Consider the following 13,236-nt stretch of genomic DNA (forward strand, 5'->3'; position numbering starts at 1 on the left):
AGTTGCTTTATAGCGGCCTGATGTTCAGTCCCACCAATACTTTTTCTTCGTTCGATAGGTCGCCAATAATTTTACGTATCGGTTCAGGCACTTTACGCACCAATGTAGGGATAGCCAGTATCTGGTCACCTTCGGCAAGTTGCGGATTTACCAGCAGGTCAATAACCTCAATATGGTATTGGCCCTGCAAATGCTCTTCGCAATATTTTTTAAGGTTTTGTAAGGCCGTAACCGATTTCGCAGTTTTACCTGCAACATAAAGCCTCAGTTCCCATTTTTTATCTGTCTCTTCTGTCATAAATTTATTATTTCTCAGAAATACTGCCAGTATTACCTCGCCTTATTTCAGTAAGATCTTTTCTGTTCTTCTCCAAAATATCCTGCTTTAGTTGTTCTTCAACATATACTTTATTCAGTTCCTCTTCAACCGATTCAAATTCCGACTGAAGGTTTGCTATCTTAGCCTCCAACACCTTGCGCTTGCGGTTTATTTCACGGTCTTTAGTTGATACCGCGTTATTTTTGATCACCTCGTTGGTTTTCTCCTTTAATAATTCAGCCTCGCGTGCCGAACCTATTAACACACCCTCCGGGCCTAAGAACACATCCACCAGATCGAGACCCTTATCGGTGATCACAAACTCGCGCACCTGGTTTGAGTGTTTCATCCCGCGCGATTTCATGATATACATACCGCGGTTACGTTCACCGTTATATTCAATATCGCGCACCAGCAACCAGGCATCCACTAACGATGATACACCTTCGTCTGTCTGTTCGGTAACTATGCTGTTTAAAGTAAGTGCTGTAAACATCACCGTAATTTGCTCTTCCTGTAAAAAATCTATCAGCCTGATGAGCATCGATTTTACTTCGCTTACCGAACCTATGGTAACCAGGTTGGTTATCGGATCAAGCACTACCGCTGTTGGTTTAAACCTTTTAATTTCTTTATACAGGCTTACCAGATGCATTTCAAGGCCGTGCATAGTTGGGCGCGAGGCGTGAAATTTCAACAAGCCTTTATCAATATATTGCTGCAGATCGACATTAATTGAACGCATGTTCCTGATGATCTGCTGTGGCGACTCCTCGAATGCAAAATAGATACATTTTTCGCCCCGGCTGCAGGTTTCACTTGCAAAATAAGCTGCTATACTTGTTTTACCAGTACCCGCTGTACCCGATACCAGTACGCTGCTGCCTTTAAAAAATCCGCGTTTATCCAGCATATTATCTAATGCCGGTATACCCGATGATACCCTGTCAGACAGTACCGGTTTCTCGAGCGTAAGCGAAGTTACCGGTAATACCGAAATACCATCTTCATCAATTAAAAACGGATATTCGTTAGTACCGTGCACACTGCCGCGATATTTAACTATTCGCAACCTGCGGGTTGATATTTGATTAATGATCCGGTGATCCAATAGGATAACACAATCCGAAACATATTCTTCAAGGCCCTGGCGGGTTAAGTGCCCTTCGCCACGCTCACCGGTTATTATCGCGGTAACGCCTTTATCTTTAAGCCAATGAAACAGCCTGCGTAACTCGGCACGCAAAATACTTTGATTGGTTAACCCCGAAAAAAGGTTTTCGATGGTATCTAAAACTACCCTCTTTGCTCCTATACTATCAATGGCATGACCCAAACGGATAAATAAACCATCCAGATCATATTCACCGGTTTCTTCTATCTCGCTCATTTCGATATGAACGTGGTCTATCCTGATCTTTTTTTCTTCCTGCAGCTTCTTCAGATCAAAACCTAACGATGCCACATTCATCTCCAGCTCTTCGGCTTTTTCTTCAAACGCCATAAAAACTCCGGGCTCATTGTATTCAACAGCTCCCCGTACAATAAACTCAATCGACATGAGTGTTTTGCCACTCCCTGCTTCTCCGCAAATTAAAGTGGGTCTCCCTTTCGGAATACCACCTCCTGTTATCTGGTCTAAACCGGTTATTCCTGTCGGTGTTTTGGGCAAATGGTAAACACTACCTACCTTATTCATATAATATTACTTAATAATTAATTTTTTAAATATATACAAGAAAATAAACTTGCAAAATTTCAATACAACTTAACCGAAAACTCAATATTTTGTTTAAGATTTATTTTCAACACTTCAACTTTTTACAATAATTGTAATGTTAAAGTAACCAATAACATAAGCCGGCAAACTTTGTTGAATGTTATATGTAAATTTGATATTACAATTTTAACATCAGCTACAGTGGACTATAAGGACTATTATAAAATTTTAGGCGTCAAAAAAACAGCTTCGGCCGACGAGATAAAAAAAGCATATCGCAAGCTTGCTGTAAAATATCATCCCGATAAAAACCCCGGCGATAAGGTGGCCGAAGATAAATTTAAGGAAGCTAATGAAGCCAATGAGGTTTTAAGCGACGCCGATAAACGCAGAAAATACGATGAGCTTGGTGAAAACTGGCAACAAAACCAGCAGTATCAGCAATATGCCAATCAAAACAGGGGTGGTGGCCGGGGTTTCAGCACCGAAGAATTTTATGGCGATGGCGGACAATTCTCCAGCTTTTTCGAATCAATATTTGGCAGCGGTGCAGGTTTTGGCGGCGCGCGCCAGCGCAGCTCACGGCCCCAAAAAGGCGAAAACCAGGAGGCTACCATTACACTTACGCTGGACGAGTCGTTTCACGGTACATCAAAGCAGGTAACACTTAACGGTGCTAAACTCAATTTAAAATTTAAACCCGGAACCGGCCAGGGACAGGTTTTGCGATTAAAAGGCAAGGGCGCACCAGGTTATTTTGGTGGCGATAACGGCGACTTGCTTATTACCGTGAACATTGCAGCTAACCCGCGTTATGAGGTTAAAGGCAACGACCTTTACTTCGATCAGCCCCTGGATATTTACACTGCCGTATTAGGCGGCAAGGTTACTGTACAGGGTATTGATAAGGCTGTTACCATGAGCATCCCTGCAGGAACCGACAGCCACAAAACACTCCGTTTAAAAGGGATGGGCATGCCTGTGTTTGGCAAAACTGATGAGCGCGGCGATGCTTATGTGCGTATGGTATTGCACGTGCCTAAACATCTGTCGGACGAGGAAAAGGAATTATTTACCAAACTAAATGAACTGAAGAAATAAATGTTTCACGGCATTGTCAATTCTTACCGGTTAGCACAAACAACCAATCAGCATAGTACGTATCTTTGTAATATGAATACAGCCGACCTGTTAAAACGAGCCCTCAACTTTGAGTTTTTAAGTATTGAAGAGGGATTGTTTTTATACCAGCACGCATCAACACCCGATTTGATGTATGTAGCTAACGAATTGAGGAAAATACAGGTACCCCATGGCAAGGTTACCTGGCAAATAGACCGCAATGTAAACACCACCAACGTTTGTATTGCCAACTGCAAATTCTGTAACTTTTTCCGCAGGCCCGGCCACGAGGATAGCTACATTACCGACATTGAAACCTATAAACAAAAGATAGAAGAAACCTTTCGTTATGGTGGCGACCAGTTGTTGCTACAAGGCGGGCACCATCCCGATCTGGGTTTAAAATTCTATGCCGATCTGTTTAAACAATTAAAAGAATTATATCCTACCTTAAAGTTACACTCGTTAGGGCCTCCCGAAATTGCGCACGTTGCCAAACTGGAAGGCATGAGCCACTATGATGTACTTAAAGCATTAAAAGAGGCCGGTTTAGATTCGTTGCCAGGTGCAGGTGCCGAAATTTTGAACGACCGGGTACGCAGGCTTATATCAAAGGGCAAATGCGGTGGTAAAGAGTGGCTGGATGTAATGCGTGCCGCACATCAGTTAAACCTGCCAACATCGGCTACTATGATGTTTGGACATGTTGAAACGCTTGAAGAGCGTTTTGAGCATTTGGTTTGGATACGCGAAGTGCAGGCCGAAAGGCCCGAAGGCAATTATGGCTTTGTGGCATTTATACCATGGCCTTTTCAGGATGACGGCACATTACTCCGCAAAGTGCGCGGCATAACCAATAATGTTAGCGGCGACGAATATATCCGCATGATTGCCATGAGCCGTATTATGCTGCCTAATATCAAAAATATACAGGCATCGTGGTTAACGGTAGGTAAACAGGTGGCACAAATATGTTTACATGCCGGCGCTAATGATTTTGGTTCGATCATGATCGAAGAAAACGTAGTATCGGCTGCAGGTGCACCACACCGGTTTACTGCAAAAGGCATCCAGGATTCAATACGCGACGCAGGTTTTGAGCCTCAAATGCGTAATCAAAAATACGAGTGGCGCGAGTTACCTGCACAAATAGAAGAGCAGGTTATCAACTATTAATTTCCATACCGATAAAATACAAAAAAATAGCCGGTTACTCTCGCAGTTCCCGGCTATTACATCTACCTATGAAAAACTGTCTTTAAGTAAAAAGACTTGTAACAGGTTAGTCAAAGCCCGTGCCATTTTCAAAAACGCATTAAAGCCCTTTAATTCCATGAGTTTTTTGCCAATTCCGCAAAAGTTGTGGAATTATTTACAGGGAACCGTGGCGCTGATTACCCAAACTGACGATTTTTACCGCTAAAAAATTATATTTGCGGCACAGCGTATTTTGGAAAATCACGAACTATATATTGAAGCTTTAATTTTTGCTTCCGAGAACAGTATCCGTTTTGAGGAGATAGTTTATTGTTTGCAGTTAAGCTTTGAGCAGGATTTTGCCGAGGCTGAGGTGAAAGCACATATCAAAGCCATCCAGGAAAAATACCTGCAGCCCAATTTTGCCATCGAGCTGGTTAACATTAACAACGGTTATCAGTTTTTAACCAAACCGCATTACCATACCATTGTTAAGCAGCTGCAAATACAGCGCTCAAAGAAAAAGCTAAGTCAGGCAGCTATCGAGACTCTGGCTATTGTGGCCTACCAGCAACCGGTAACCAAATTAGAAATTGAGCAAATAAGGGGTGTAAACTGCGATTATACCATTCAAAAACTACTCGAAAAGGAGTTGATCGTCATTAGCGGGAAGGCCGAAACGGTTGGGAAACCTATAATTTATGCCACAAGCCCGTTTTTTATGGATTACTTTGGCATTAACAGCATGAACGAACTTCCTCAATTAAAGGAACTTACACCCGAAGATTCGGCCATTGGCGAACAGGCTGAATAATTTTCATCCTTTTTTTTCTTAAAAAATGATTTTCGCTATTTTTGGTAAAAGAAATTTCTAAAAAAAGTATCAAAAAAAATGCTGGTTATTTTATTTCTTAGTAAATTTAGATAACCAAAAAGAACCACAATTGAAACGCTAATCTATTTCCCGATGGAAACGCCAAAAAAACCGTTAAAGAAAAGTGCAGGCTCTGCAGGAGCTAAGAAGACGACAGAAAAGCCGGAGGCTGCCAAACCTAAAAGCAGGTTTGTTGATGACGACGATGATGACGAGTTTGATAACACACTTGATGACTTGTCTGCATACGAAAGTTTTGACGGGCTGGAAGAAGAAGAAGATTATTAATTTTCGCTAAAGCGCATATAATTATATATAAGCATTCAGCTTACGCTGGATGCTTTTTTTTGTATTTTGGCAAGCATTTATTAAAAACATGACCATTACCGAAGTAAAAACAAAAGCCGATAAAAAGGCTTTTTTGGATGTTGCACGTACACTGTATAAAAACGATCCGGTTTGGGTATGCCCTTTGGATAATGATATAGAAGCTGTTTTTGATGCGGCAAAAAACAATTTTCATAAACATGGTAAAATTACCCGCTGGCTATTGCGCGATGGGCAGAACAACCTGATAGGGCGCATTGCGGCCTTCGTTAATGAAGAAAAAGCGTACAAAAACGAGCAGCCCACCGGCGGTTGTGGCTTCTTCGAGTGTATTAACAACCAGGAGGCTGCGTTTAAACTATTCGACACTGCTAAACAATGGTTGCAGCAACAGGGTATGCAGGCAATGGATGGGCCCATAAACTTTGGAGAAAACGACAAATTTTGGGGGTTACTGGTTGAAGGGTTTACGCACCCTTCTTACGGTATGAATTATAATCACCCGTACTACCAGGCTTTTTTTGACAATTATGGTTTTGAAACCTTATACCAGCAAATAACCAATCATTTAGAAGTATATAAACCCTTCCCCGAAAGGTTTGATAAAATTGCCAATTGGGTAGCAAAAAAACCAGGCTATGAGTTTAAACACCTGGAGGCTAAAAATATTGAAAAGTATGCCGCCGATTTTATGGAGATCTACAACGATGCCTGGAAAAACTTCGAAAACTTTGTACCCATAACCAAGGCAACCATTATGGAAAGCTTTACGCAGATGAAAGCCATTATGGACGAACACCTCATCTGGTTTGCTTATGTGGACGGCGAACCTGCATCCTTCGTTATCATATTACCCGATGCCAACCAGATGATCAAATCGCTTAACGGTAAACTTAACCTGATAGGCAAGCTCAAATTTTTATACAACCGCTGGAAAGGCGTATCGCGTATGCGCGCCATTGTAATGGGTAGCAAAGAAAAATATCAAAAGCATGGACTTGAGTCGGCTATGTTTATTAAGCTTAAGGAATATGTTTATCCACTTAACCAATATTTCGAACTGGAGCTATCATGGGTAGGCGACTTTAACGATAAAATGCTGGCTATCCACGAGGCCACCGGCGCCGTATTTGGTAAACGCCACCTCACCATGCGTAAGGTATTTTAAAGTTTATCGCAACGAAAAAAGATCGTTGATGCCCAGTATTTTGCGCGATGTAAACCCTTCGCCAAATTTCACCTGCATGGACCGGCCGAACTCCCGCGCGCGGGCCTCTACGCCTTCATAAAAACCTTCGGATGAAATATAGGTTTGATGTTCTTCCTTCCAGTCCGGGTTATAGAATTGCGAGCCATATGCTCTTACACTTTCAATCTTTTTATCCCAGTAATCGGTCACATCAATCACAAAATCGGGTTTGATGTAATTATCTTGTATAAAATGCAGTAAAAACTTAGGGCGCCATTCCTGCTGTTGCTTACCGTCGAGCTCGGTTTCTACTTTTCGCAATCCCGATAAAAAAGCGGCGTCCTGCACCAGGTCGCTCGCCCGGCCATGATCGGGGTGTCTATCGTGATAAGCATTGGTGATCACAATTTCGGGCTTGTATTTGCGTATGGCGGTTATAACTTTACGCTGGTGCTCCTCGTCATTTTTAAAGAAACCATCGGCAAGGCCAAGGTTTTCACGAATGGACAGGCCTAATATCTCACCAGCCGCAGCGGCTTCCTGAGCACGTATCTCTGCAGAACCACGGCTGCCTAATTCGCCACGTGTAAGGTCAACAATTCCAACCTTTTTGCCTTCGGCAACGTATCTTAAAATAGTGCCGCCGCAGCCTAATTCGGCATCGTCAGGATGTACGGCTAACACAAGAATGTCTAATTTTAGCATATTATTTCGCCGAAAGCAGGCGTTCAACCTGTTTCTTTATTTTTGATGATGTAGGTTTGGTGAAAGGGTAAAAAAAATCGGTCACCTCGCCGCTTTTATTAATTAAGTATTTATGAAAGTTCCATCGCGGGGCTACTTTCACATTTCCATTCTGTTTTTTATCACACAGAAATTTATATAGCGGATGTGCATAAGGTCCGCGTACCCGTATTTTATTGAATGTGGGGTAATGGGCACCGTAGTTATCTTCACAAAATCTGCCTATAGCTTCGCCGTCCAGGGGCTCTTGCCCACCAAAATCGTTTGACGGAAATGCCAGTATCTCAAAGTCACGACCCTCAAACTGCTCGCGTAAAACTTCCAGATCTTTCAATTGCGGTGTAAACCCACATTCGGAAGCTGTGTTGACGATCAGTAAAACCTTATCCTTATATAAAGATAAGCTGATCTCTTCACCATTTAACTTTTCAACGTTAAACCGGTAAATATTTTTGTCGCTCATTAATTACGGTGATATTTATAACCTGCATTATTCAATATACTCTCAATATCGTGCTCCTCCTGCGGGTCATAAGTCTCTTTTAAGTTATGTCCAAACAAACGCGCCAACGATTGAAACATAAATGCATTTATACCACCTTTTAATTCTTTAACCAATTCATAGCTGGTATCACCCGTTTCGCGGTTTACCAATTTTATCAATATCTCGCCCTGTGTAATCGTCATGTTTTTTATCTCGTGATTAAAAAGGTCTTTTATCTCCTTTTCACAAGTTTTAACCAACTGTTTTTGTTTTTGTTTGTCGGATGTACTGGCAATATCGCGCTCCAACTGCCGATACCGGTTACCCGCAAACATGGCGTACGGCGCTACTTTCAATACATTATATCGCAGTAAATTAAAATCGGCACGGGCCTTGGCATCTCTAAACGTCCGCACATCTCTAATCACGGTTTCGTGTAGTGGTATCCAGGGCACATATTCACCATCAAGTATTGTCATGGCTACTTTAATGGTATCATTTTTGCCTAATTGTGGATGATGCGTTGGTAATGTCTGGGCGTTGGTTAAACCCCAAAAGCAACATAACACAATAAAAAGCCCAATAAATTTCATATTTTTACCTTATACAAAATTAATGCTATTTTTTGTTAAATGTAACCCATTGTCAGAATAAATACTTTGTTACACTGAGATGGCATTTAACAAACCCCAATAGAAACTGTGCTGATAATGAAAGAATTAGTGATAGATCTGGAAGCCGAGAAGAATGAGATTCTGAAAAGATACCGTGCTTTGTTGCGCGCGTGTAAGCCTACTATGCAAAAGGGCGATAAGCGCATGATACGCAAGGCATTTGATATGGCATTAGAGAGCCATAAAGATATGCGTCGCAAATCGGGCGAGCCCTATATTTATCACCCTATTGCCGTTGCACAAATAGCTGCCGAAGAAATTGGCCTGGGTACAACCTCAATAGTTTGTGCTTTATTGCACGATGTTGTTGAAGACACCGATGTTACTCTTGACGATATTGAACGCGAATTTGGTAAAAAGGTAGCCAGGATAATTGACGGTTTAACCAAAATATCGGGCGTATTTGATACCAATAGTTCGTTGCAGGCCGAAAATTTCCGTAAGATGCTGTTAACCCTTGCCGACGATGTACGGGTTATATTAATCAAACTGGCCGACAGACTGCATAACATGCGTACCATGGAGTTTATGCCTCGCGATAAGCAGCTTAAACTATCATCGGAAACGGTTTATTTGTATGCGCCTTTGGCACACCGCCTGGGTTTATATGCCATTAAGTCAGAACTGGAAGACCTCTCGATGAAATATACCGAGCGCGAAACTTACCAGTTCATCAAAAATAAGCTTAACGAAAAGAAAACCGAGAGAGAAAAATTCATCCGCGATTTTATTGGCCCGGTACAGGCAGTTTTAAAAGAACAAGGTTTGGATGCCGATGTATTTGGCAGACCAAAATCAATCCATTCCATCTGGAACAAGATGAAAAAGAAAGCCATACCTTTTGAAGAGGTGTATGATCTTTTTGCCATCCGGATAATTTTAGATAGTACCCCAGACCATGAAAAAGCCGATTCGTGGAAAGCTTACTCGATAGTAACCGACCTTTACCGCCCAAATCCCGATCGCCTGCGCGACTGGATCTCATCGCCCAAAGCAAATGGTTACGAATCATTACACACAACGGTGATGGGCCCCCGCGGACAATGGGTTGAGGTGCAGATACGTACCAAACGGATGAACGAGATTGCCGAAAAGGGTTTCGCAGCACACTGGAAATACAAAGAATCATCAACCGATAGCGGCCTCGACCAATGGGTACAAAAGGTAAGGGATATGTTAAAGAACCCCGACTCGAATGCGCTCGACTTTCTGGATGATTTTAAAATGAATCTTTTCTCTGACGAGATCTTCATTTTTACGCCTAAAGGTGCATTGATACAATTGCCATTGGATGCTACGGCCCTCGATTTTGCTTTTGAGATACATACCGATGTTGGCGCAAGTTGTATCGGTGCAAAGGTTAACCATAAGCTGGTACCATTAAGCCACAAACTACAAAACGGCGATCAGGTTGAGGTGATTACCTCGAGCAAACAAACGCCTAAGGAAGATTGGTTGAACTTTGTAGTTACCGCTAAAGCCAAGGCCAAAATAAAATCAGCCCTAAAGGAAGAAAAACGCAAAATTGCTGAAGACGGAAAAGAAATATTGGAGCGTAAGCTAAAATCGTTAAAGATCACCTACAACTCGGATAATATTTATAAGCTGAGCTATTATTTCAAGCTGACATCGCCTCAGGATCTTTTTTACAACGTAGCCAAAGGGCTCATTGACATGAAGGACCTGAGGGAGTTTGTGGCATCTGAAAAGACCATTGAAATAAAACCCCAGGACAAAATTGAAACCGACCAGGTACAAAACCTGCTGCGTAACATTAAAGCTAAAGACAGCGATATATTGCTGATTGGCGAAGAGATGCAGAAGATTGACTATAAACTGGCCAACTGCTGTAACCCTATACCAGGTGATGATGTTTTTGGATTTATCACCGTGAGCGATGGCATTAAGATACACCGTACTAATTGCCCTAATGCCACCAAACTGATGTCGAACTACGGTTACCGCATTGTTAAGGCCCGTTGGACGAACCAACAGGAACTGGCATTTTTAACAGGTTTGCGTATTACGGGTATTGATGATGTAGGCTTGATCAATAAGCTGACTACAGTAATATCGAACGACTTTAAGGTAAATATCCGTTCTATTACGGTTGACAGCGATAACGGCATTTTTGAAGGCTCAATTATGGTTTACGTAAATGATACCAACCACCTGGATAACCTGATCAAAAAACTGAATGCGGTTAAGGGTATTACCTCCGTTACGCGGTTTGATTCGATCGTTGAAAAGGCGTCGTAATCAGTCAGGAAGATGGAGGTCAGCAAGTCCAAAGATTATTTCTTACTGACTTGCTGACTTTTCTGTCTTTCGGACTAAATAAATATTAATAACTTTGACCAGCTAATTTTTGATAAATGCCTCAACAGGAAACCATAGCTATGGTTAAAAAAATTTTCGAAGCTTATCTCGAAAATAAATCTCTCAGAAAAACTCCGGAGCGTTTCGCCATACTCGAAGAAATATACTCGCGTACCGATCATTTTGATGTGGAATCGCTGTATATCCACATGAAAAATAAAAAATACAGGGTTAGCCGTGCCACTGTTTACAATACATTGGAGTTATTGGTATCCTGCGACCTGGTAACCAAACACCAGTTTGGTAAAAACATGGCCCAATTCGAAAAATCGTACGGATATAAGCAGCACGATCATATTATTTGTATCGATTGCGGTAAGGTGGTGGAATTTTGCGACCCGCGGATACAGCAAATACAAAGCATGATGGGCGATATCCTGAAATTTGACATCAAGCATCATTCGTTAAACCTGTATGGTAACTGCGCCAAACTAAAAGCAGGCTCTTGCGATAGAAGAAATTAAACCAATCAAAAACATTTCAATCAATTTTAATCCTATATAAAAAACATATAATGGCTGTTGACGTATTATTAGGCCTTCAATGGGGCGACGAAGGAAAAGGTAAGATAGTGGATGTATTAAGTGCAGGATATGATCTGATCGCACGTTTTCAGGGCGGCCCAAATGCCGGTCATACTTTAGAGTTCGACGGTAAAAAGTTTGTACTCAATACCATTCCATCGGGTATATTTTTTAACAATACCATGAACCTTATCGGCAATGGTGTGGTTATAGACCCTATTACGCTTAAGCGCGAAATTGATAAACTGAAAGATGCCGGGCATGATCTGCTTGCCAAAAAGAACCTGGTTATAGCCAAAAAGGCGCACCTGATATTACCTACTCACCAGTTGCTGGATGCCGCATCTGAAAAGAAAATGGGCGAAGGTAAAATCGGTTCGACCTTAAAAGGCATAGGCCCTACCTATATGGATAAAACCGGTCGCAACGGTTTACGCGTCGGCGATATTTTATCACCCGATTTTAAAGATCAATACCAAAAGCTGGTTAACAAACACACCTCGATGCTGCAAGCATTATACGGCGAGGTTTCTGACTTCAGCGAGCGCGAGGCTGCATTTTTTGAGGCTATTGAACTGATCAAAAAATTCCAGCTGGTTGATTCAGAGCATTATGTTAACGGCTTTATTAAACAAGGCAAAAAAATACTGGCCGAAGGTGCACAAGGTACCATGCTGGATATCGACTTTGGTTCGTACCCGTTTGTTACCTCGTCAAACACTACTACTGCCGGTGCCTGTACCGGTTTGGGTATTGCTCCGCAACAAATTGGCGATGTAATAGGCATATTTAAAGCTTATTGCACCCGTGTTGGCGGCGGCCCCTTCCCTACTGAACTGGATAACGAGGTTGGCGAAGAACTGCGCAAGATAGGGCATGAATTTGGTGCCACAACCGGCCGCCCGCGCCGTACCGGCTGGATTGACCTGCCTGCATTAAAATATGCTATTATGTTAAATGGCGCTACCCAATTGGTAATGACCAAAGCCGATGTGTTAAGCGGTTTTGACAAGATTTATGCTTGTACCCATTACAAATACAATGGCGAAACCATTGATTATATGCCTTACGACATTTGCAATACTAAAGCCGAACCTGTTTACAAAGAAATTGAAGGCTGGCACGAAGATCTGACCGGCATTACTGAGTTGAACCAGATACCTCAGAAACTTGCTGATTACATCGCCTTCCTTGAAAAAGAGCTGGAAGTGCCTGTTAAATACTTATCGGTTGGGCCTGACAGAAAGCAGACTTTGGTATTACACTAAAACATTATATTTGGATACCTAAATCTGAATGTTATGTTTAAACCCAAAGTAATTAAAGTAGCAGCTTATGTTGCTATGGTCTGCTCGTTTCTCGGAATCATTCTTTCTTTATTAGAACTGAAAGTTTTTGGGACCTGGAACTTTTATCTTGTGGCGCTTACCTGGATATTTTTGATGTACTCAAGCTACTTGGGAATAAAATTATCGACGTATGCTGATTTGTATGATGAAGATCGACGAAAGCTCGGGTTATACATTTTCTGTATTCTGGCATTGTTTATTCTTTTCTTGTTCGTAAGTCTTGCTGTAAGTGTATTGCCTGCATTATTTTTAGCTATTACGCTTCACAATCAAAAGAAAGGATTAGATAGTTGGGCTGCAGAACAAAAAAACGCAGAGGCAGACATTTAAGCCA

General features: G+C 41.8%; 14 protein-coding genes. 9 read left to right on the forward strand and 5 right to left on the reverse strand.

Annotated elements, in window-relative coordinates:
• Nucleotides 1-7: 7 nt before the first annotated feature.
• Together ACFGVR_RS22065 and kaiC are read right to left on the reverse strand one after the other, a co-directional pair.
• Nucleotides 8-298 (reverse strand): circadian clock KaiB family protein, encoded by a 291-nt coding sequence (locus ACFGVR_RS22065; RefSeq protein WP_448699806.1) that lies wholly within the window; start codon nucleotides 296-298, stop codon nucleotides 8-10.
• A gap of 7 nt (nucleotides 299-305) precedes the next feature.
• Nucleotides 306-2,018: a circadian clock protein KaiC gene (gene kaiC / locus ACFGVR_RS22070; protein WP_448699807.1), complete on the reverse strand. Its 1,713-nt coding sequence runs from the start codon at nucleotides 2,016-2,018 to the stop codon at nucleotides 306-308.
• A gap of 222 nt (nucleotides 2,019-2,240) precedes the next feature.
• Here kaiC and ACFGVR_RS22075 point away from each other — a divergent pair, with 222 nt between their 5' ends.
• The 5 genes from ACFGVR_RS22075 (at nucleotide 2,241) to ACFGVR_RS22095 (ending at nucleotide 6,727) form a co-directional block, all read left to right on the forward strand.
• Nucleotides 2,241-3,140 carry a DnaJ C-terminal domain-containing protein gene (locus ACFGVR_RS22075; RefSeq protein ID WP_448699809.1) on the forward strand — a complete coding sequence of 300 codons (900 nt, stop codon included), beginning with the start codon at nucleotides 2,241-2,243 and terminating at the stop codon, nucleotides 3,138-3,140.
• A 72-nt stretch (nucleotides 3,141-3,212) separates the two neighbouring features.
• Nucleotides 3,213-4,337: a cyclic dehypoxanthinyl futalosine synthase gene (gene mqnC / locus ACFGVR_RS22080; protein ID WP_448699810.1), complete on the forward strand. Its 1,125-nt coding sequence runs from the start codon at nucleotides 3,213-3,215 to the stop codon at nucleotides 4,335-4,337.
• A 274-nt stretch (nucleotides 4,338-4,611) separates the two neighbouring features.
• Nucleotides 4,612-5,172, forward strand: coding sequence for an SMC-Scp complex subunit ScpB (gene scpB, locus ACFGVR_RS22085; RefSeq protein WP_448699811.1), 561 nt, complete (start codon nucleotides 4,612-4,614; stop codon nucleotides 5,170-5,172).
• A 153-nt stretch (nucleotides 5,173-5,325) separates the two neighbouring features.
• Nucleotides 5,326-5,520 carry a hypothetical protein gene (locus tag ACFGVR_RS22090; protein WP_448699812.1) on the forward strand — a complete coding sequence of 65 codons (195 nt, stop codon included), beginning with the start codon at nucleotides 5,326-5,328 and terminating at the stop codon, nucleotides 5,518-5,520.
• 88 nt (nucleotides 5,521-5,608) lie between these two features.
• Nucleotides 5,609-6,727: a GNAT family N-acetyltransferase gene (locus tag ACFGVR_RS22095; RefSeq protein WP_448699813.1), complete on the forward strand. Its 1,119-nt coding sequence runs from the start codon at nucleotides 5,609-5,611 to the stop codon at nucleotides 6,725-6,727.
• 3 nt (nucleotides 6,728-6,730) lie between these two features.
• Here ACFGVR_RS22095 and bshB1 read toward each other — a convergent pair whose 3' ends face one another.
• The 3 genes from bshB1 to ACFGVR_RS22110 are packed head-to-tail and all read right to left on the reverse strand — an operon-like array spanning nucleotide 6,731 to nucleotide 8,569.
• A complete protein-coding gene (bshB1, locus tag ACFGVR_RS22100) occupies nucleotides 6,731-7,453 on the reverse strand; it encodes a bacillithiol biosynthesis deacetylase BshB1 (protein WP_448699814.1) in 723 nt (240 codons plus the stop codon).
• 1 nt (nucleotide 7,454) lies between these two features.
• On the reverse strand, nucleotides 7,455-7,955 hold the full coding sequence (locus tag ACFGVR_RS22105) for a glutathione peroxidase (protein WP_448699815.1): 501 nt from the start codon (nucleotides 7,953-7,955) through the stop codon (nucleotides 7,455-7,457).
• Nucleotides 7,955-8,569 (reverse strand): DUF4294 domain-containing protein, encoded by a 615-nt coding sequence (locus ACFGVR_RS22110; RefSeq protein ID WP_448699816.1) that lies wholly within the window; start codon nucleotides 8,567-8,569, stop codon nucleotides 7,955-7,957. Before ACFGVR_RS22110 ends, ACFGVR_RS22105 begins: the two co-directional genes overlap by 1 nt.
• A 117-nt stretch (nucleotides 8,570-8,686) precedes the next feature.
• Between ACFGVR_RS22110 and ACFGVR_RS22115 the strand changes: the two genes are divergently transcribed.
• The 4 genes from ACFGVR_RS22115 to ACFGVR_RS22130 all read left to right on the forward strand — a co-directional run bounded on the left by ACFGVR_RS22115 (nucleotide 8,687) and on the right by ACFGVR_RS22130 (nucleotide 13,232).
• The gene (locus ACFGVR_RS22115) at nucleotides 8,687-10,909 is read left to right on the forward strand and encodes a RelA/SpoT family protein (protein WP_448699817.1); all 2,223 of its coding nucleotides are present in this window, start codon (nucleotides 8,687-8,689) and stop codon (nucleotides 10,907-10,909) included.
• 116 nt (nucleotides 10,910-11,025) lie between these two features.
• Nucleotides 11,026-11,493, forward strand: coding sequence for a Fur family transcriptional regulator (locus tag ACFGVR_RS22120; protein WP_448699818.1), 468 nt, complete (start codon nucleotides 11,026-11,028; stop codon nucleotides 11,491-11,493).
• Nucleotides 11,494-11,543: 50 nt separating this feature from the next.
• Nucleotides 11,544-12,821, forward strand: coding sequence for an adenylosuccinate synthase (locus ACFGVR_RS22125; RefSeq protein WP_448699819.1), 1,278 nt, complete (start codon nucleotides 11,544-11,546; stop codon nucleotides 12,819-12,821).
• A gap of 33 nt (nucleotides 12,822-12,854) precedes the next feature.
• Complete coding sequence (locus ACFGVR_RS22130; RefSeq protein ID WP_448699820.1) at nucleotides 12,855-13,232, forward strand: hypothetical protein; 378 nt, start codon at nucleotides 12,855-12,857, stop codon at nucleotides 13,230-13,232.
• The last annotated feature ends 4 nt before the right edge of the window (nucleotides 13,233-13,236 follow it).

This window comes from Mucilaginibacter aureus (genome assembly GCF_053514885.1).